The sequence below is a fragment of the Pseudomonas helmanticensis genome, from assembly GCF_900182985.1.
Taxonomy (GTDB): domain Bacteria; phylum Pseudomonadota; class Gammaproteobacteria; order Pseudomonadales; family Pseudomonadaceae; genus Aquipseudomonas; species Aquipseudomonas helmanticensis.
Map to the genome: position 1 here is coordinate 2728172 of NZ_FXUY01000001.1, position 17548 is coordinate 2745719.

Annotated in this window: 20 protein-coding genes and 1 tRNA gene; 6 read left to right on the forward strand and 15 right to left on the reverse strand. The window is 58.0% G+C overall.

All coding sequences use genetic code 11. The features are described from left to right. Positions 1-3: 3 nt before the first annotated feature. Positions 4-969, reverse strand: a complete 966-nt coding sequence (locus tag QOL84_RS12125) for a glycosyltransferase family 2 protein (RefSeq protein WP_283437343.1) — start codon at positions 967-969, stop codon at positions 4-6. 277 nt (positions 970-1246) lie between these two features. Here QOL84_RS12125 and QOL84_RS12130 point away from each other — a divergent pair, with 277 nt between their 5' ends. Then, the gene (locus QOL84_RS12130) at positions 1247-1438 is read left to right on the forward strand and encodes a YegP family protein (RefSeq protein WP_129390466.1); all 192 of its coding nucleotides are present in this window, start codon (positions 1247-1249) and stop codon (positions 1436-1438) included. Between the two features lie 152 nt (positions 1439-1590). Next, positions 1591-1797 carry a hypothetical protein gene (locus QOL84_RS12135; protein ID WP_283437344.1) on the forward strand — a complete coding sequence of 69 codons (207 nt, stop codon included), beginning with the start codon at positions 1591-1593 and terminating at the stop codon, positions 1795-1797. A gap of 115 nt (positions 1798-1912) precedes the next feature. Here QOL84_RS12135 and QOL84_RS12140 read toward each other — a convergent pair whose 3' ends face one another. The 6 genes from QOL84_RS12140 to dapA all read right to left on the reverse strand — a co-directional run bounded on the left by QOL84_RS12140 (position 1913) and on the right by dapA (position 6405). Continuing rightward, positions 1913-2173 (reverse strand): hypothetical protein, encoded by a 261-nt coding sequence (locus QOL84_RS12140; protein ID WP_283437345.1) that lies wholly within the window; start codon positions 2171-2173, stop codon positions 1913-1915. A 537-nt stretch (positions 2174-2710) separates the two neighbouring features. Beyond that, positions 2711-2800 (reverse strand) — tRNA-Ser (locus QOL84_RS12145). An 83-nt stretch (positions 2801-2883) separates the two neighbouring features. Next, the gene (gene purC / locus QOL84_RS12150; protein WP_008077821.1) at positions 2884-3597 is read right to left on the reverse strand and encodes a phosphoribosylaminoimidazolesuccinocarboxamide synthase; all 714 of its coding nucleotides are present in this window, start codon (positions 3595-3597) and stop codon (positions 2884-2886) included. A 28-nt stretch (positions 3598-3625) separates the two neighbouring features. Continuing rightward, a complete protein-coding gene (locus tag QOL84_RS12155) occupies positions 3626-4387 on the reverse strand; it encodes an MBL fold metallo-hydrolase (protein WP_283437346.1) in 762 nt (253 codons plus the stop codon). A gap of 6 nt (positions 4388-4393) precedes the next feature. Continuing rightward, positions 4394-5509, reverse strand: coding sequence for an NlpB/DapX family lipoprotein (gene bamC / locus QOL84_RS12160; RefSeq protein ID WP_283437347.1), 1116 nt, complete (start codon positions 5507-5509; stop codon positions 4394-4396). A gap of 17 nt (positions 5510-5526) precedes the next feature. Beyond that, a complete protein-coding gene (gene dapA, locus QOL84_RS12165) occupies positions 5527-6405 on the reverse strand; it encodes a 4-hydroxy-tetrahydrodipicolinate synthase (RefSeq protein ID WP_283437348.1) in 879 nt (292 codons plus the stop codon). Positions 6406-6742: 337 nt separating this feature from the next. On the opposite strand from dapA, the gene QOL84_RS12170 reads away from it, so the two are divergent. Beyond that, the gene (locus QOL84_RS12170; RefSeq protein ID WP_129390441.1) at positions 6743-7303 is read left to right on the forward strand and encodes a glycine cleavage system transcriptional repressor; all 561 of its coding nucleotides are present in this window, start codon (positions 6743-6745) and stop codon (positions 7301-7303) included. Positions 7304-7313: 10 nt separating this feature from the next. After that, positions 7314-7787: a peroxiredoxin gene (locus QOL84_RS12175; protein WP_129390439.1), complete on the forward strand. Its 474-nt coding sequence runs from the start codon at positions 7314-7316 to the stop codon at positions 7785-7787. Between the two features lie 109 nt (positions 7788-7896). Here QOL84_RS12175 and QOL84_RS12180 read toward each other — a convergent pair whose 3' ends face one another. Both QOL84_RS12180 and QOL84_RS12185 read right to left on the reverse strand, forming a co-directional pair. Then, entirely contained in the window at positions 7897-8967 is a 1071-nt protein-coding gene (locus tag QOL84_RS12180) for an AI-2E family transporter (RefSeq protein ID WP_283437349.1), read from the reverse strand. A 32-nt stretch (positions 8968-8999) separates the two neighbouring features. Beyond that, a complete protein-coding gene (locus tag QOL84_RS12185; RefSeq protein ID WP_129390433.1) occupies positions 9000-9239 on the reverse strand; it encodes a sulfurtransferase TusA family protein in 240 nt (79 codons plus the stop codon). A 98-nt stretch (positions 9240-9337) separates the two neighbouring features. Here QOL84_RS12185 and QOL84_RS12190 point away from each other — a divergent pair, with 98 nt between their 5' ends. Continuing rightward, positions 9338-10771: a M48 family metalloprotease gene (locus tag QOL84_RS12190; protein ID WP_129390430.1), complete on the forward strand. Its 1434-nt coding sequence runs from the start codon at positions 9338-9340 to the stop codon at positions 10769-10771. 81 nt (positions 10772-10852) lie between these two features. On the opposite strand, the gene QOL84_RS12195 is transcribed toward QOL84_RS12190, so the two are convergent. The 4 genes from QOL84_RS12195 to rpoE all read right to left on the reverse strand — a co-directional run bounded on the left by QOL84_RS12195 (position 10853) and on the right by rpoE (position 14664). Further along, on the reverse strand, positions 10853-12280 hold the full coding sequence (locus QOL84_RS12195; RefSeq protein WP_283437350.1) for a DegQ family serine endoprotease: 1428 nt from the start codon (positions 12278-12280) through the stop codon (positions 10853-10855). Positions 12281-12490: 210 nt separating this feature from the next. Then, positions 12491-13456: a MucB/RseB C-terminal domain-containing protein gene (locus QOL84_RS12200; protein ID WP_283437351.1), complete on the reverse strand. Its 966-nt coding sequence runs from the start codon at positions 13454-13456 to the stop codon at positions 12491-12493. Positions 13457-13464: 8 nt separating this feature from the next. Further along, on the reverse strand, positions 13465-14052 hold the full coding sequence (locus QOL84_RS12205) for a sigma-E factor negative regulatory protein (RefSeq protein ID WP_283437352.1): 588 nt from the start codon (positions 14050-14052) through the stop codon (positions 13465-13467). 30 nt (positions 14053-14082) lie between these two features. Next, positions 14083-14664: an RNA polymerase sigma factor RpoE/AlgU gene (rpoE, locus tag QOL84_RS12210; protein WP_003172477.1), complete on the reverse strand. Its 582-nt coding sequence runs from the start codon at positions 14662-14664 to the stop codon at positions 14083-14085. A gap of 557 nt (positions 14665-15221) precedes the next feature. On the opposite strand from rpoE, the gene nadB reads away from it, so the two are divergent. Next, positions 15222-16838, forward strand: a complete 1617-nt coding sequence (gene nadB / locus QOL84_RS12215; protein WP_283437353.1) for an L-aspartate oxidase — start codon at positions 15222-15224, stop codon at positions 16836-16838. Here nadB and QOL84_RS12220 read toward each other — a convergent pair. Beyond that, the gene (locus QOL84_RS12220) at positions 16807-17259 is read right to left on the reverse strand and encodes a protein YgfX (protein ID WP_283437354.1); all 453 of its coding nucleotides are present in this window, start codon (positions 17257-17259) and stop codon (positions 16807-16809) included. The genes nadB and QOL84_RS12220 overlap by 32 nt on opposite strands. Continuing rightward, on the reverse strand, positions 17243-17497 hold the full coding sequence (locus QOL84_RS12225; protein WP_053118052.1) for an FAD assembly factor SdhE: 255 nt from the start codon (positions 17495-17497) through the stop codon (positions 17243-17245). Before QOL84_RS12225 ends, QOL84_RS12220 begins: the two co-directional genes overlap by 17 nt. Between the last annotated feature and the right edge of the window lie 51 nt (positions 17498-17548).

Here is a 17548-nt window from a genome sequence, read left to right on the forward strand (position 1 = left end):
GTTTCAGTCCTTCGAGTCGTAGACACGACGCACCAGAAAAACCGGTCGGCGCTTCGCTTCAATGTAGGTACGGCCGAGGTATTCACCGAGCACGCCAATGCCGATCAATTGCAAACCTCCGAGAAACGTCACGGCAACCATCAATGAGGCATAACCGGGCAAATCGATGCCCGAGACCAACGTGCGCACGACAATGAAAATCGCGAAGGCAAAAGACACCAGCGACACCAGCGCGCCGACGTACGTCCAGACTCGCAACGGTTCGGTACTGAAGCTGGTAATGCCTTCGAGGGCGAAGTTCCACAGCCGCCAGCCGTTGAATTTACTCTGCCCGGCCGCGCGCTCGGGGCGCTCGTAATCGACGTGAGTGGTACGAAAGCCGACCCAGGCAAACAGGCCTTTCATGAATCGACGGGATTCGGGCAAGGTCAGCAAGGCATCGACCACGCAGCGATCCATCAGGCGGAAATCACCGACGTTTTCGGGCAATGGCTGTTCGGCGATCTTGTTGTGCAGGCGATAGAACCAGTGGGCCGATGTTTGTTTGGCCCAGGTATCGCTGCGCCGGCTGATGCGGTGGCCGAGCACCACTTCAAAGCCTTCTCGCCAGCGCTCGATCATTTGCAGGATGACTTCGGGCGGGTCCTGCAAATCAGCATCGATCGGTACGACGATCTGCCCGGTGGCAATCTGCAAACCAGCAGACAACGCCGCTTCCTTACCGAAATTACGGCTCAGGTCGACGATCCGCACACGCGAGTCTTGCTGTTGACGCTCGAGCAGGCGTTCAAGCGTGGCATCAGTGCTGCCGTCGTTGACGAATACCAGCTCAAGGTCGATCAACGCTTGTGTCTGAAAGACTTCGTCGATGCGCAGCAGAAACGTGTCGAGGCTGTCCTCTTCGTTAAAAACAGGGATCACCAGCGACAACGTTACCCGCGCAACCTGTTGCGTTCCGTGCTCGGTCAAGGGAGTGCTCTTTTTATAGTGTTTGTCGGTCATCGAATGATTTTCGATGCCATGAGCCATCCCGTATTAAGCAGTAGCGTCGTCGGCGTTGCAAGGGTCAGGCGGCGTCATATTGGCCAATCCAGAGGCCGATTGCTGCGCTCTAGCCCGTGGCCTTCAGAAACATTCACCAACGATTGGAAACAAATGTCCGATAGCCAAAATACCCGCCTGCGCTAGGCTTGCGTCGATGCGTCACACAGGATGTCGCACACATAAATCGCATGGAGCGAACTGAATGTATTTCGAGATTTACAGGCAATCCAGAGGCATTCCGAGCACGGGCAAAGGGCAATGGCGCTGGAGGCTGCGCGCGGGCAATCACGAGACCATCGCCAGTGGCGAGTCATACGTGAACAAGGCCGACTGCATTCATGTGATCGAGTTGATCAAAGCCGTGCAGGGCGACACCCCGGTGAGGGAAATTTAATCGCGCGAGCCAATGCAGGGCTGCGTCCTACAGCCACTTCCTTTTTTGACCGAACGACTGGCGAGCCATTTCTGCGCTCCTACGCTCATCGACGTATGGGGCGATTCAGCCCTGTTTCGCCACATCACTCGAACTCAAAAGGAGCCGCAGAAATGGCTAGAGACAAAGCGAAAGACGACAAGCACTTCAACTGCACGCAAGAACACGAAGCTGACTATGTCGCCGGCCTCTACCCGCATGCCAGGGACGAAGTGAAAACCTTCCTGACAACCGCGTGCATGGACAAGTCGCTGCATAACTCGACGCATAAGGATGTGTATGAATTGATCAAACGCAAGTTGGGCCACTCGCAGCCGTGAATGGCTGGGGCGCGGGGTGATGTAGCCTTGCGCAAATGAAAAAGCCCCACGGGTTCAGGCCTGTGGGGCTTTGTTGTAGACAAAATACGAGATTTGCGAAGACCGTCGATGGCATTCAATCGTCGTCATCATCGTCGTCATCTGAAGATATAGATGCTCCGCCACCCTCGACAAAAGACTGACAACCTTCATTGAAGGACTGCGACGGGGTGTCGCAAGAGGACTCATCGTCAATGTCGTTTTCTTCGGCCCAGTCATAGCCGGCCTGGTGTCCTGAGCAATCATCCGTGCATTCGTAGCTGTCGAATGTATCAGCAAGGGCAGTTGCGCATCCAGCCATCGATACGAGCAAACAGACGCCATAAAGTGCCTTCATCAACCACCTCGCAATGCTCCAACGAAACACAGAAATCTAGTGATTACTGACCATCACGAGATTTAGTACCGTATTTTCCAGTGTACGGATTCACATTTCCCTTAGTACTGTAGTTATTGTTTTTTGTGGAATCTGGATTTGTAGCATGGGCGGGTCGAACATAGGTGCCATTGCTTCGTGTATATCCAGCAACGGAGTGATCAGAACGACTTCCAGATGAATAGCTGGACTTGTACGACGAATGCCCAAAGGAGCTGCTGCCACGCGCCTGCACGCCGGCTGAAAATGCCACCGCTGATGCTAAAGCAGCTACGACCAGTATTATCTTCATTCTGCTCACCCTTTCCGACTCCGTGATAGCCTGACGATATCACTGCAAAGGGATGGCGGACAGAGAGGCACTCAAACTGAGTAGATCGTGCGCAACCCTATTGAAAGCAGCCGAGTCGTTCTCTAAAAGAATGAGCATTGAAATTCATGGAATCCGGAAACAAAAAAGCCCCGTAGCTTCTCAGCTACGGGGCTTTTTCTATGTAATGGCGGAGAGATAGGGATTCGAACCCTAGGTACCGGTGAAGGTACAACGGATTTCGAATCCGTCCCATTCGGCCACTCTGGCATCTCTCCAACGGCGCGCATCATAACAACACTTTTACCGAAAGCAAACCCTCTTTCGAAAATTTCTTCGTGCTATCAGATGCTTGCGTCGATTAAAGCGGTACACCCAGACGATTGGCGACTTCTTCGTAGGCTTCGATGACGTCACCGAGGCCCTGGCGGAAGCGGTCCTTGTCCATTTTCTTCTTGGTGTCCTTGTCCCACAGACGGCAGCCGTCCGGGCTGAACTCGTCACCGAGGACGATGGAGCCGTCGCTGAACACGCCGAACTCCAGCTTGAAGTCGACCAGCAGCAGGCCGGCGTCGTCGAACAGCTTGGTCAGGACTTCGTTGACCTTGAGCGACAGTTCTTTCATGCGAACCAGTTGCTCGGCGGTGCCCCAACCGAATGCCACGACGTGGGATTCGTTGATGAACGGGTCGCCCTTGGCGTCGTCCTTGAGGAACAGTTCGAAGGTGTAAGGGTTGAGCTTCAGGCCTTCTTCGACGCCCAGACGCTTGACCAGGCTACCGGCAGCGTAGTTACGCACAACGCACTCGACCGGGATCATGTCGAGCTTCTTCACCAGAACTTCGTTGTCGGCCAGCAGTTTGTCGAATTGGGTCGGAATGCCGGCCGCTTCGAGTTTCTGCATGATGAAGGCGTTGAACTTGTTGTTGACCATGCCTTTGCGGTCGAGCTGCTCGATGCGCTTGCCGTCGAACGCCGAGGTGTCGTTGCGAAACAGCAGGATCAAGCGGTCAGCGTCGTCGGTCTTGTAAACCGATTTGGCTTTGCCGCGGTAGAGTTCTTCACGTTTTTCCATGATGGGCTCCGCTTGCTAAGTAGGTGGGCTAGGCGATGTGGCGCCAGTCGAGCCCTGAATCTTGATCGGCCAGTTGCAGCCAGTCCGGGTCGCACCCGAGGGTGTCGACGAAACATTGCCGGGCCAGCTGCGGCATGTTGTTCTTGCTGCTCAGATGGGCCAGGACCAGGTGTTGCAACCTCTGCCAACCCAACTCGGACACCAGGAATGCCGCCTGATGGTTGTTCAAATGTCCCAGCTCGCCGCCCACCCGCTGCTTGAGAAAGTACGGGTAATGACCACGGGCCAGCATGTCGCGACAATGGTTGGACTCGATCATCAACGCATCGAGATCCCGATAACCGTCCAGCACCCGCTCGCAATAGGAACCCAGGTCGGTCAGCAGGCCGAAGCGCCGCTGCTCGTGATCACTGAAAACATATTGGGTCGGTTCCTGCGCATCATGGGCCACGGCAATGACCCCGATGTTCAGAGCACCGATCTGCAGTTGCTCGCCGCCGGCCAGAAAGCCTGCGGGTTCAATCGGTTTGCGCATCCCGCGCAGTGTGCCGCGACTGAGGTAGACCGGTAGATTGTAGCGCCGAGACAGCAAACCCACGCCATGCACGTGGTCGGCATGTTCGTGGGTTACGAGTATCGCGCTCAGTTGCGCCGGGTTCACACCCAGGCGCAACAGGCGTTTTTCGGTTTCCCGCAGGGAAAAACCACAATCCACCAGCACATACGTATCAGCACTGGCGATCAGCGTGCCGTTCCCTTGGCTACCGCTGCCGAGAACGGCAAAACGCATGGTTGATCAGCCCAGGTTGTCCTGAATCACGCTCAGCACTTTGCGCGCCACTTCAGCCGGCGCAACGGTGTTGATGTTTTTCTCGACGGTCACCTGAATGTTCTCGCCAACCTTGCTCAGGCGAACCTGATAACGCTCGGCACGGGACTCAACTTCTTCCTTGGTCGGCGCGCTGCCGAACAGGCTGCTGAAGAAACCAGGCTTGTCGTCTTTCTTTTCGGCTTTTTCGGCCAGGTTGATGTAGTACAGGCCGAGGCTGCGGTTGATGTCTTCAACGCGCCATTCGCCTTGCTCCAGCGCACGGCCAACACTCGACCAGGCACGGTCCAGATCGGTACCGACGTTCAACACCGGGTTGCCGCTGCCGTCTTCGCTGAGGCTGACACGGCTCGGCGTATCGAAATCACGCGAGGCCAGCATCGACACCGAACCGCCCTTCTCGGAGATCCGGCTCATGCTCGCGAGCATGTCGTCGACCAGGGCTGCGTCCAGGCCAGTGTTGACCGAACGGTTGGTGAAATCGACATCGGCAGTGCTGCCGGCAGGACGCTCGGCGCTGACCACGTAGATTTCACTGGTGTTGCGCTGCACGCCTGGCTCGATGCGGACACGGACGCGGGTTTCGCTGTCGCTGGCGATGCCGGCCGCGCTCAGGCGCTTGGCCATCGACGCGGACAGCTCATCGGAATGCTGCCAGGTGGTGGTGAATTCGCCGGTTTGCGGACGCTGTTCATCCAGACGGAAACCGTTGTCCTGGAAGAACTGCACCGCCACTGGCCAGACTTCGGCCGGTGGATGCTGGGCCATGACCCAACGCGAATCGCCGCTCTTCTGCAGCGAGTAGTCGGTGGCATCGGCGATCGCCGACAACGGTTGAGGACGTGGAACCACGTACTCGCCCTTGGCGGTGTCATCAGCAACGTTGCGCGGGATCGGCAGCAGCGGATCCAGACGCTTGGAAGTGCTGACATCCGGTGGCAGTTGCATCGGTGCAGTCTGTTGCGCTTCCAGGTAATCGCTACCACGGTCACGGAAATAACCTTCCGGGCCCCAGACCCATCCGCAGCCACTGGTGCTGGAGATAATCAAGGCAAGTGCGGAAAGTCCGGCCATTCGCTTCATGCGTTGTACTTCCTCAATTAAACCAGGACGCTGCACTGGCGCAGGGCCGAGCGCAACGTTTCATGACAAGGTGTGCTCAGCCAGGTCAGCGGCAGGCGGATGCCTTCGTGCATCAGGCCCATTTCAACCAAAGCCCATTTCACCGGAATCGGGTTGGCTTCGATGAACAGGTCTTTGTGCAGCGGCATCAGTTTTTCGTTGATTGCCCGTGCGGTGTCGGCGTCGCCCTTGAGCGCGGCCTCGCACAGGTCGGCCATTTCGCGCGGAGCGACGTTGGCGGTAACAGAGATATTGCCTTTGCCACCCTGCAGGATGAGCTCGACGGCGGTCGGATCATCGCCGGACAGCACGATGAAGTCCTTGCTCACACCATCGATGATCGCCTTGGCGCGCTTCAGATCGCCAGTGGCTTCCTTGATACCGATGATGTTCGGCACGGTGGACAGGCGAATCACGGTCTCGGCCTGCATGTCGCAAGACGTGCGGCCAGGAACGTTGTAGAGAATCTGTGGAATGTCGACCGCTTCAGCGATGAACTTGAAGTGCTGGTACAAGCCTTCCTGGGTCGGCTTGTTGTAATACGGAACGACCAGCAGGCAGGCATCGGCACCGGCTTCCTTGGCGTTGCGGGTCAGCTCGACGGCTTCGCGGGTCGAGTTGGCGCCAGTGCCGGCGATGACCGGAATACGCCCTGCAACCTGTTTGACCACGGCTTTGATGACGGCGATGTGTTCTTCAACATCAAGGGTTGCCGACTCGCCGGTAGTACCGACCGCGACAATGGCATGGGTGCCGTTCTTGAGATGGAAGTCCACGAGTTTGCTGAGGCTGTCCCAGTCAAGACGCCCTTGTGCATCCATGGGAGTGACCAGTGCCACCATACTGCCCGCAATCATGAAACCGCTCCTGCCGGAAAAAGAGAGCGGTAATGGTACTGGCGCCAAGATGCTTGCACAAGCGAAGTACTGCGCTGCCGCCATTCCCCTTGGCGCCGCTTTTCGCTACCCTTCAGACTTTGATCGGTATTGATCAGCTTGTACGCCGGGTTCCAGCCTCCCTTTACGGCCTCCCAGACCCCGTTCCTGCGTCGCATCGACGCGCTCCCGCTATAGTGGAGCGAGCCGCGAGCTTGCCGGAGTTTTCTGAAAGGACAGCCAGATCGGGTCATCACAGGCACTCCCGGCGACCAACGCCCGTTAACCTACCGACCGCTCATCGCTTTAGGAATGCTGCATGTCCACCCCCACAGTCCGCGAACAATTCCTTGTCATCAGTGCCCTCGGCGCCAACCCCATGGAGCTGACCAACGTCCTGTGCCGCGCCAGCCATGAAAATCGCTGCGCCGTAGTCACGTCACGCCTGACCCGCCACGGCGAGTGCAGCGCGCTGATCCTTGAGATCACCGGCAGCTGGGACGCCCTCGCCCGCCTGGAAGGCAGCCTGTCGGGGCTCGCCAAAAAGCACGCGTTCACCGTTAACGTGGTGCGCAGCGCCGCGCTGGAAAATCGTCCACAGGCCCTGCCGTACGTGGCTTACGTCAGTTCCGCGTATCGCCCGGACATCATCAATGAGCTGTGCCAGTTCTTCATGGATCACAATGTCGAATTGGAAAACCTGACGTGCGATACGTATCAGGCGCCACAGACCGGCGGCACCATGCTCAACGCCACGTTCACCGTGACCCTGCCGGCCGGCACCCAGATCAGCTGGCTGCGTGATCAGTTCCTCGACTTCGCCGATGCGATGAACCTGGACGCACTGATCGAGCCTTGGCGCCCACAAAACCCAATGTAAGGAAGCTTTCATGGCCGTTGTCATCGACCAACCGGTTGCGGATTTCGAAGCACCTGCCACCAGCGGGCAGACCGTCAGCCTGTCTGCCCTGAAAGGCAAGCAAGTGGTGATTTACTTCTATCCGAAGGACAGCACCCCGGGCTGCACCACGGAAGGCCAGGGCTTTCGTGATCAATACGCAGCTTTTCAGGCTGCCAATACGGAAATTTTCGGCATTTCGCGCGACAGCGTGAAGTCCCACGAGAACTTCAAGGGCAAGCAGGCTTTTCCGTTCGAGCTGATCAGCGACAAGGACGAGGCTGTCTGCCAGCTGTTCGACGTGATCAAGCTGAAGAAACTTTACGGCAAAGAATACCTGGGCGTTGATCGCAGCACTTTCCTGATCGATAAGGACGGTGTGCTGCGCCAGGAATGGCGTGGCGTGAAAGTGCCGGGGCATGTTGATGCGGTTTTGGCTGCTGCTCAGGATCTGAACAAGGCCTGAGATCAAAAGATCGCAGCCTGCGGCAGCCCCTACAGGGTTCGATGTCCGATCGCATATTTCGCGGTAACACGACCCCTGCAGGAGCTGCCGAAGGCTGCGATCTTTGCTTTCAAAGCAGCGGCGAAACTTCAGGCTCCTTGCGCGGCCACGCATCCAGCACAGCCTTGAACAGCGTCGCCAGCGGGATCGCAAAGAACACTCCCCAGAATCCCCACAAGCCGCCAAACAACAGCACCGCGCAGATGATTGCCACCGGGTGCAGGTTGACCGCCTCCGAGAACAGCAATGGCACCAGCACGTTGCCATCCAGTGTCTGAATGATCCCGTAGACCGCCATCAGATAAATGAACTGATCGCTCCAGCCCCACTGGAACAGCGCAATCAGCAACACCGGCACGGTCACCACCACGGCGCCAACGTACGGCACCACCACCGACACGCCGACCAACAACGCCAGCAGCGCCGCGTAGTTGAGTCCGAGCGCAACGAAAGCGATGTAGGTCACACCGCCACAAATCACGATCTCGATAACCTTGCCGCGAATGTAGTTGGCGATCTGCCGGTTCATTTCCTGCGCGACCCGGGTGATCAGCGCCCGCTCACGCGGCAGATAACCGCGCACCCACTCACCGATCATGGCGCGATCCTTGAGGAAGAAAAACACCAGGATCGGCACCAGCACCAGATAGATCATGATGTTCACCAGCAGCGGCAGACTCGAGAGCGAAAACGTCAGCGCCCACTGGCCAAACTTGCCGATCTCGCCGCGCGCCACTTCGATGGCTTGCAGCACCTGCTCGTCGGAGACCAGATGCGGATAGCGCTCCGGCAGCAACAGCAGCAGCGATTGCCACTTGGCGAGCATGCCCGGCAGTTCGTTGAACAGCGTGATCAACTGGTGCCAGAGCAACGGCACGACCACGACAATGAATACCATCAGCACGCCCATGAACAACGCAAATACCAGTCCCACTGCGGCGGCGCCGGGGACGCGCAGGCGTTCGAGGCTGACGACCAGCCCTTGCATCAGATACGCCAGCACCATTCCCGCCAACACTGGCGCGAGCATGCCACCGAGGGTGAGCACGGCGGTAAAAGCGAGAAACAACAGCACCGCCAGCACCACGGCTTCTTCATCGGAGAAGTAGCGCTGAATCCAGTCGCGTAACACTTTGAACATCAATATTCCTTAGGTCTTTTACGCTGGCGGTATCAGGCTTTTTTCAACCAATAGCGGTAAATGCCTGCTTCGTCTTCTTCGCGCAGCAGCGTATGACCGGCCAATTTGGCAAAGGTGCGGAAGTCGCGCTGCGAACCGGCATCGGTGGCGATCACCTTGAGCACCGCACCACTGGCCAACTTGTTCAGTTCCATTTTTGCCTTGAGCAACGGCAACGGGCAATTGAGGCCACTGGCGTCCAGTTCAACATCATGGGCTACAGCGTCAGTCATTGCGTCACTCCGGTTGTGGTCGTCGAGCTGCCTAGAATATCTGGTCGCAGGCCCGGTGTCCGGCTACAGTAAGGTCTTTGTCTTCTAAGGCTTTGTGCATGACTTTTCTGCGCCCTACCCTGCTGACGCTCGCTTGCCTGCTCGCCTCACCGGGCTTTGCCGACGATCTGCCGTCACTTGGCGACGCCAGTTCTGCCATCGTCTCACCGCAACAGGAATATCAGCTCGGTCGCGCCTGGCTGGCCATGCTGCGCAGCCAGGTTTCACAGCTCAACGATCCGCAGCTCAAGGACTACGTCGAGTCCAGCGTTTACAAGCTGGTGGAGACCAGCCAGGTCACCGACCGCCGCCTCGAATTCATTCTGATCAACAGTCCGCAGCTCAACGCTTTCGCAGCGCCTGGTGGCGTTGTCGGAGTCAACGGCGGCCTGTTCCTCAATGCGCAGACCGAAGGCGAGTACGCGTCGGTACTGGCGCACGAATTGGCTCACTTGTCGCAACGCCACTTCGCCCGTGGCGTCGAAGCCTCGCAGCGCATGCAGGTGCCGATGATGGCCGCGCTGCTCGCCGGCATCGTCATTGCGGCGGCCGGCGGCGGTGAAGCCGGGATCGCGACCATTGCCGGTACGCAAGCGGCGGCGATTCAGTCGCAACGGACTTTCTCCCGGCAGAACGAACAGGAAGCCGACCGCATCGGCATCCTCAATCTGGAAAAGGCCGGATACGATCCGCGCTCGATGCCGACCATGTTCGAGCGTCTGATGCGCCAATATCGCTTCGACGCCAAACCGCCGGAATTCCTGCTGACTCACCCGGTAACCGAGTCGCGTATCGCCGACACCCGTAACCGCGCCGAACAGGCCAAACCGGGCGGCATCGAAGACACCATGCGCTATCAGTTGATTCGCGCGCGCGTGCAGTTGATCTACGAAGAAACTCCGGGCCTGGGCGCCAAACGCTTCCGCGCGCAGCTGGATGAGAACCCGCAAAGCGATGTCGCGCGTTATGGCCTGGCCATCGCGCAAATCAAGGGCGGCCAATTGAATGAAGCGCGCGAAAACTTGAAACAACTGCTGGCGAAGTCGCCGAACGAGATCATCTACAACCTCGCGCAAGTCGATCTGGACATCACCAACAATCGCTTGCCCGACGCACAGTCGCGGGTTGACCGGATGCTCACGCAATATCCGGGCAACTACCCGCTGAATCAGGTTCGTGTCGATCTGCTGCTAAAAGAGAATCGTGCGGCGGATGCCGAGAAGGCGCTGGAAGGCCTGCTCAAGTCGCGCCCGGATGATCCGGACGTCTGGTATCAGGTGGCCGAGACTCGCGGCCTGTCGGGCAATATCATCGGCCTGCATCAGGCCCGCGCCGAATACTTTGCGCTGGTAGGCGATTATCGTCAGGCGATCCAGCAACTGGACTTCGCCAAGCGCAAGGCCGGCAACAACTTCCCGCTGTCCTCGCGGATCGATGCCCGTCAGCGTGAGCTGATGGAGCAGGAACGCATGATCAAGGACATGATGGGCTGAGTTCATCAGCGCAAGACAAAAGCTTCAGGCACAAAAAAACCGCCTCTTTCGAGGCGGTTTCTTTTTTAACTTACCGCTGGATTACTCAGCCAGTTTGAAGGTAATGAAGCTGGCGCGACCTTGACGCAGAACACGCATCGACACTGAACGGTTCTTCGGCAGCGCCTTGGCGATCTCACCGAACTCCTTGGTAGAGCCGATGGCCTGATTGTTCAGGTGCGTGATCACATCACCTGGCTGCAGACCGATCAGGGCAGCAGGGCCGTCCTGCACCTCCTTGATCACCACACCACCTTTGAGGTCGTAGGTTTTCTTCTGCTCGGCGGTCAGTTCGCCAACCGAAACACCGAGGCGATTGCTGGTGCTTTCAGCGCCGGTCTTCGGTAGTGCATCCAGCTCCTTGTCTTCATCCGGGATGGCGCCAACCGTCAGTTCGACGTTTTTGCGCTTACCTTCACGAATCACTTCCAGATTGGCTTTGGCGCCAGCCTTCAGTGCACCGACCAGATGTGGCAGGTCGGCAGACATGACGATCGGCTGACCGTTCATGCTGAGAATCACGTCGCCGACTTGCAGCCCACCCTTGGCAGCCGGGCCGTCATCCTGAATCTGCGCAACCAGTGCACCGGCCGGTTTTTCCAGTCCAAATGACTCGGCGAGGTCCTTGTTCACTTCCTGGATGACGACGCCCAACCAGCCACGGCTGACTTTGCCACCGCTCTTCAGTTGATTGGAAACATCCATCGCCACGTCGATCGGAATGGCGAACGACACGCCCATGAAACCACCGGAGCGGGTGTAAATCTGCGAGTTGATGCCGACTACTTCACCGTTCAGGTTGAACAGCGGGCCACCGGAGTTACCCGGGTTGATCGGCACGTCGGTCTGGATGAACGGCACATAGTTTTCGTTCGGCAGGCTGCGACCGACGGCGCTGACGATGCCTTGGGTCACCGTGTGGTCAAAGCCGAATGGCGAACCGATCGCTACGACCCATTGGCCGGCTTTCAGATCCTGGGATTTGCCGAGCTTGAGCACCGGAAGATCCTTGCCTTCGATTTTCAGCAAGGCCACGTCGGAACGTGGATCAGTGCCGACCAGCTTGGCTTTCATTTCACTGCGATCAGCGAGGCGAACGAGGATTTCGTCAGCATCGGCGATCACATGGTTGTTGGTGAGGATGTAACCGTCCGGGGAAATGATGAAGCCCGACCCCAGCGACTGTGCTTCACGCTGACGATCACCGCGCGGCGAACGCTGCTGCGGCATGCCGCGCTCGAAGAACTCGCGCAGCATGGGCGGCAAGCCTTCCAGATCAGGCATCTGCTGGTTCACTTTGCGATCCGGCAGCTTCTGCGTGGTACTGATGTTCACTACCGCAGGCGAGGCTTGTTCGACCAGCTGGGTGAAATCAGGCAGATCGGCTGCTTGCGCAGCAGGGACTGCCTGGCCCAGCACCAGCACGGTGGCGAAAATGGAGAGATAAGACTTCAAGCTAGGTATCGACATACAGCTCCCGTTACGACGAGCAGGGTTAAGCGATATGGAGCAAGGAACACCGGAAACCACCGACCGGCATTTTTGTTCCGGCAACAACAAACAAGGCCAGAGCCGTGAAGCTCTGACCTATAAAAAATTTTCGGGGTATTTGCAAATGAAAATGCTCAGCAAACATTTCATCTACGTCTCGAATAAGAGGTGGAAATGACTGAAATCAGCTCACTGCTTGCTGGTTGCAGTGCCGTCATTGTTACGCATGGACAGGGCAATTCTTTCGGCGGTGCCGATCGGAATCTCACCCACCACCGTAACCATCATTTCACCTTGCGGCGTGGTCAGGCGACGCGAAACGGCAACCGTCGGACCCAGTTGAGTCCGCGTATCGGTGACAGTTGCACCGTTCAGCGGCTCAAGGAAGACCGAGAATCGCGCCAGGCCATCGTCATACATGAGGCTGTTGACCTGCGTCTTGGTTTCCGGATCTTTGTGCGAGGTGCTGCTGGTCAATTCGAAACCCGGCGGCAGCCAGTCCGAATGCCAGACCTGCGCAGTCTTCACGGCTGAAGCCTTGTCGCTATCGAGCGTAACGGGCTTGCAGTCGGTGTCAGCCAGAAGATCCTTGTCCGACGGGACGTCATCGGTGTCCAGACTGGTGAACTGGAAACGTTCGAGCAACTGCCCTTTGTCATTCAACAGCAATGACTTCAGGGGCAGACCGGTCTGTTTGTCCAGATGCAGTTCGAAACCGTATCGATGCTGGTCGCGAGGGGTCAGCGATACGATCACCGCATCGCGTCCGGCCACGCGCGACTTGCCAATGACGGCAAGGTCATACCAATTTTTCAGCTTTTGCGGATCGAGAGGACGAGCGGCAGAGTTGGGAGAATCCCCCAGTCCGGCTATCAGGGTGCCGCTGACGCATTGAGTATGCCCATCAATGCGCACGACTTCCTGTGCCGAACCGTCGAGCTGGAGTAAACGCTCGCGGACCTGGCCATTCTGGACGCGATGCCAGATGTTGTGGGTAGAAAAACTACCGTTACGCTCGTAAACGAAGGTGCCGTGAAAGCTTTGCTGCTGCTCGGCCTGGCCCAGGCGGGTCAACCAGTCCTGAGCCTCATCGGCGTGGGCTGGAACAATGAACCAGCCACTCAGCAGAAGCGAAAGTAGAGGTATGGCGCGCATGATCCTCCTTAACGGTTTTCCAGGCTTGCAGCACGTGCGTAAGGCAGCGCGCTTTCAGTACCTTTCAGTGCAGCCTGTTGAGCGTGCTGACGCAAGTAGCCTGGCAGACGCTGATCGTGCCAGCCTGGTTGACCTTGCAGTACGCCGTTGGCCATAGGGCCAGTAGCTTCCGAACTCTCACTATAGCCTGCCAGAACAGCCGGACCTTTGACCTGTGGAGTGGCCAGGGTTGGCTGATTGGATTGCTGTGCCAGTTCGACACCAGCGATCTCGTCCTGGTTGTACAGGCGAACACCGGCCAGAACGGCAACAGTCACCGAGGCTGCAACAGCCAGGCGGCCGAGGCTACGCCATGGACTGCGCGATACTTTCGCCGGTGCTGTTTCGTCTTCCAGCGCAGCAGACACTGCCGCAGCGATATCCAGACGTGGCAGCAGCAAATCCTTGTGCATGGCTGCCCGAGCGATCTGGTAACGAGCCCAGGTCTCACGGGTTTCTACGTCATCAAGTGCATTGATCACTCGACGCAATTCCAGTTCGTCCGCTTCGTTATCCATCACTGCGGACAGCGATTCCTGCAGGGCTTCACGACTCATGGCGTTCCTCTCTTGGCTGTCGCCGCTGTCTCAGTTTTCCTGCAACAACGGCTGCAGGGCTTTATCGATGGCCTCCCGGGCGCGGAAAATCCGGGAGCGCACGGTACCCACCGGACACTGCATGACGCTCGCAATGTCCTCGTAACTCAGACCATCGAATTCACGTAAAGTTAACGCCGTACGCAAATCCTCTGGCAGTTGCTGAATGGTTCGATGGACGGTGCCTTCGATCTCATCCCGCAGCAGTGCACGTTCTGGTGATTCGAGATCCTTGAGGCCGTGATCGCCGTCGTAGAACTCTGCATCCTCGGAACTTACATCGCTATCCGGCGGCCGACGGCCGCGTGAAACCAGGTAATTCTTTGCCGTGTTAATGGCAATACGGTACAGCCACGTATAAAACGCACTGTCGCCGCGAAAGTTTCCAAGTGCTCGATACGCCTTGATAAAGGCTTCCTGAGCCACGTCCTGGGCTTCATGGGTGTCGTGCACAAAACGCACGATCAACCCGAGAATTTTGTGCTGATATTTCAGCACCAGCAGATCGAACGCTCGCTTGTCGCCACGCTGAACGCGTTCGACCAGCTGCTGATCCTCTTCCTGGGTTAGCATGAACACTCCTCGATAAGCCCGAAGGAGACTTGCATAACTAAACGACCAGACTTGCAAACATAGACTCGGGCTTTTCGCAAAAGTTCTCCCCCTCCAGGCAAGTTTCCTGCGCGCTCTGATTTGGCACGCACGAAAAACGCAGCGCGGGATAAACCGGCTGCGCGAATAATCTTGTCATCGGTTTCGCCGGCAGGAATCCAATCGCGGATTCCGCACTGAAGCCGACACGTCCCTTATTTCCGGCACCGACTATTGATCTTTGGCCTTTGGCAAAAGTTCCAAATATTTATAGCCGCACCCCACTGACATTGGGCGACCCGGTGCAGAAAAACTGTGTTTCAGCGGCGATACAGTGGTCTTTTCCCGATACAGGCGAAAAAAACATCCGACGAAGCACACGGTTTTTTCCGTCACAGTAGTTTCACAATGCCATATGTGGCCGGCTATTGTGCCGCCCCACCCCTCTATATACTAGTGGGCTGTGTGGCTGTCTTGACTCGCCGAACCAGCTGTCTTGCGCCACCCCCGACCCGGGTCGCTTTGAGCGGAATCCTGTAATGAGCCAACAATTCCAACATGATGTTCTGGTCATTGGCAGCGGTGCTGCCGGTTTGAGTCTCGCGCTGACCCTGCCGGGTCATTTGCGCATTGCCGTATTGAGCAAAGGCGATCTCGCCAACGGTTCCACTTTCTGGGCACAAGGTGGCGTCGCTGCCGTTCTCGACGACACCGATACTGTCGAATCCCACGTCGATGACACCCTCAATGCCGGCGGCGGACTGTGCCATGAAGACGCCGTGCGCTTCACCGTCGAGCACAGCCGCGAAGCCATTCAGTGGCTGATCGATCAAGGCGTACCGTTCACCCGCGACGAACAATCCGGCACTGAAGACGGCGGATTCGAGTTTCACCTGACCCGGGAAGGCGGTCACAGCCATCGACGCATCATCCACGCGGCCGATGCCACTGGGGCGGCGATCTTCAAAACCTTGCTGGCCCAAGCCAAAGAACGCTCGAACATCGAGTTGCTTGAGCAGCGCGTCGCCGTCGATCTGATTACCGAACGCCGCCTGGGCATGGAAGGCGACCGCTGCCTCGGCGCCTACGTGCTGAACCGCAAGACCGGCGAAGTCGACACCTACGGCGCGCGCTTCGTGATTCTGGCGTCGGGTGGCGCCGCCAAGGTCTACCTCTATACCAGCAACCCCGATGGCGCCTGCGGTGATGGCATTGCCATGGCCTGGCGCTCGGGTTGCCGGGTAGCGAACCTGGAATTCAACCAGTTCCACCCGACCTGCCTGTATCACCCGCAGGCCAAGAGCTTCCTGATCACTGAAGCACTGCGCGGCGAAGGCGCGCACTTGAAGCTGCCAAACGGTGAACGCTTCATGTATCGCTTCGACAAACGCGCCGAACTGGCGCCGCGCGATATCGTTGCCCGGGCCATCGACCATGAAATGAAGCGCCTGGGTGTCGACTGCGTCTATCTCGACATCAGCCACAAACCCGAAGACTTCATCAAGACGCACTTCCCCACTGTTTATGAGCGCTGCCTCGGTTTCGGCATCGACATCACCAAACAGCCGATCCCGGTCGTCCCCGCCGCGCATTACACCTGTGGCGGTGTGATGGTCGACCAAAACGGCCGCACCGACGTGCCTGGACTGTATGCAATCGGCGAGACCAGCTTCACCGGTCTGCATGGCGCCAACCGCATGGCCAGCAACTCGCTGCTGGAGTGCTTCGTTTACGCCCGTTCGGCGGCGGCGGACATTCTCGCGCAGTTGGACGATGTCGATGCGCCAAGCGCCCTGCCCGTCTGGGACGCCAGCCAGGTCACCGACTCCGATGAAGACGTGATCATCGCGCACAACTGGGATGAGCTGCGCCGGTTCATGTGGGACTACGTCGGCATCGTGCGCACCAACAAGCGTCTGCAACGGGCGCAGCACCGCGTGCGCCTGCTACTCGATGAGATCGATGAGTTCTACAGCAACTATAAAGTTAGCCGTGACCTGATCGAGCTGCGCAACCTCGCCCAGGTCGCCGAACTGATGATCAGCTCAGCCATGGAACGCAAGGAAAGTCGCGGCCTGCATTACACCCTCGACTATCCGGACATGCTGCCCGAAGCGCTCGACACTATTCTGGTGCCGCCCACCTACGCCGGCTGAACTTGAGCCGTACTCGCAGGCGTCGATGCACATCGGCGACCTGCGAGTCTCGCGGCACGCAGATCGATCTGACCCGCCATTCCCCGCGCAGACGAAAGCGCAGCACCACAATCAGCGGCAGCGCCAGGCTGTCCGGGCGCATTTGCACCGCTTGCCAGCCCTTCGCCTGATTCCACAATTGCCAGCCATCGGCATCCCGACGCAATCCACAAAATGCCTGCGGATGCGTCAGCAGAATCTGCCGTGGCAACACCCAAAAGCCATGCAGCACACAGCCGAACGCCGCGAGCAGACTGGCCCAGAGTGGAATCGACAGGAGAAACACCACACCCAGAGCGAACGCCTGGGCCGACAGATACGCCGCCAGCAACTGCCGAGAGGCATGCCAGCGGCATTCGAACGAATTACTTGGGCTGGACACGATCCAGGATCATCCGGACCATGCGCTGCAGTTCCGGGTCTTCAGACTCGCTGCGCTCCATGAACCAACCGAACATGTCCTGATCCTCGCATGTCAGCAAACGGACATACAGATCGCGATCCACCTGGTTCAGAGTCGCGTAGACCTCCTTCACGAATGGCACCAGCAACACGTCAAGCTCAAGCATGCCGCGACGGCTGTGCCAAAACAGGCGGTTCAGTTCAACTTGTTCGACCATGGGGCCCTCCTCAAATTTGCCGGCAAGTATACAGCCCCGAGACGGGTCGCA

Bases quoted from the DNA above. Each gene is read 5' to 3' on its own strand.
- QOL84_RS12155 (WP_283437346.1), bottom strand. From the start codon at position 4,387: ATGCGTTTTGCCGTTCTCGGCAGCGGTAGCCAAGGGAACGGCACGCTG.
- QOL84_RS12135 (WP_283437344.1), top strand. From the start codon at position 1,591: ATGGCTAGAGACAAAGCGAAAGACGACAAGCACTTCAACTGCACGCAA.
- nadB (WP_283437353.1), top strand. From the start codon at position 15,222: ATGAGCCAACAATTCCAACATGATGTTCTGGTCATTGGCAGCGGTGCT.
- rpoE (WP_003172477.1), bottom strand. From the start codon at position 14,664: ATGCTAACCCAGGAAGAGGATCAGCAGCTGGTCGAACGCGTTCAGCGT.
- QOL84_RS12225 (WP_053118052.1), bottom strand. From the start codon at position 17,497: ATGGTCGAACAAGTTGAACTGAACCGCCTGTTTTGGCACAGCCGTCGC.
- QOL84_RS12130 (WP_129390466.1), top strand. From the start codon at position 1,247: ATGTATTTCGAGATTTACAGGCAATCCAGAGGCATTCCGAGCACGGGC.
- QOL84_RS12180 (WP_283437349.1), bottom strand. From the start codon at position 8,967: ATGTTCAAAGTGTTACGCGACTGGATTCAGCGCTACTTCTCCGATGAA.
- QOL84_RS12200 (WP_283437351.1), bottom strand. From the start codon at position 13,456: ATGCGCGCCATACCTCTACTTTCGCTTCTGCTGAGTGGCTGGTTCATT.
- QOL84_RS12170 (WP_129390441.1), top strand. From the start codon at position 6,743: ATGTCCACCCCCACAGTCCGCGAACAATTCCTTGTCATCAGTGCCCTC.
- QOL84_RS12175 (WP_129390439.1), top strand. From the start codon at position 7,314: ATGGCCGTTGTCATCGACCAACCGGTTGCGGATTTCGAAGCACCTGCC.
- QOL84_RS12195 (WP_283437350.1), bottom strand. From the start codon at position 12,280: ATGTCGATACCTAGCTTGAAGTCTTATCTCTCCATTTTCGCCACCGTG.
- QOL84_RS12205 (WP_283437352.1), bottom strand. From the start codon at position 14,052: ATGAGTCGTGAAGCCCTGCAGGAATCGCTGTCCGCAGTGATGGATAAC.
- QOL84_RS12140 (WP_283437345.1), bottom strand. From the start codon at position 2,173: ATGAAGGCACTTTATGGCGTCTGTTTGCTCGTATCGATGGCTGGATGC.
- QOL84_RS12190 (WP_129390430.1), top strand. From the start codon at position 9,338: ATGACTTTTCTGCGCCCTACCCTGCTGACGCTCGCTTGCCTGCTCGCC.
- QOL84_RS12185 (WP_129390433.1), bottom strand. From the start codon at position 9,239: ATGACTGACGCTGTAGCCCATGATGTTGAACTGGACGCCAGTGGCCTC.
- dapA (WP_283437348.1), bottom strand. From the start codon at position 6,405: ATGATTGCGGGCAGTATGGTGGCACTGGTCACTCCCATGGATGCACAA.
- purC (WP_008077821.1), bottom strand. From the start codon at position 3,597: ATGGAAAAACGTGAAGAACTCTACCGCGGCAAAGCCAAATCGGTTTAC.
- bamC (WP_283437347.1), bottom strand. From the start codon at position 5,509: ATGAAGCGAATGGCCGGACTTTCCGCACTTGCCTTGATTATCTCCAGC.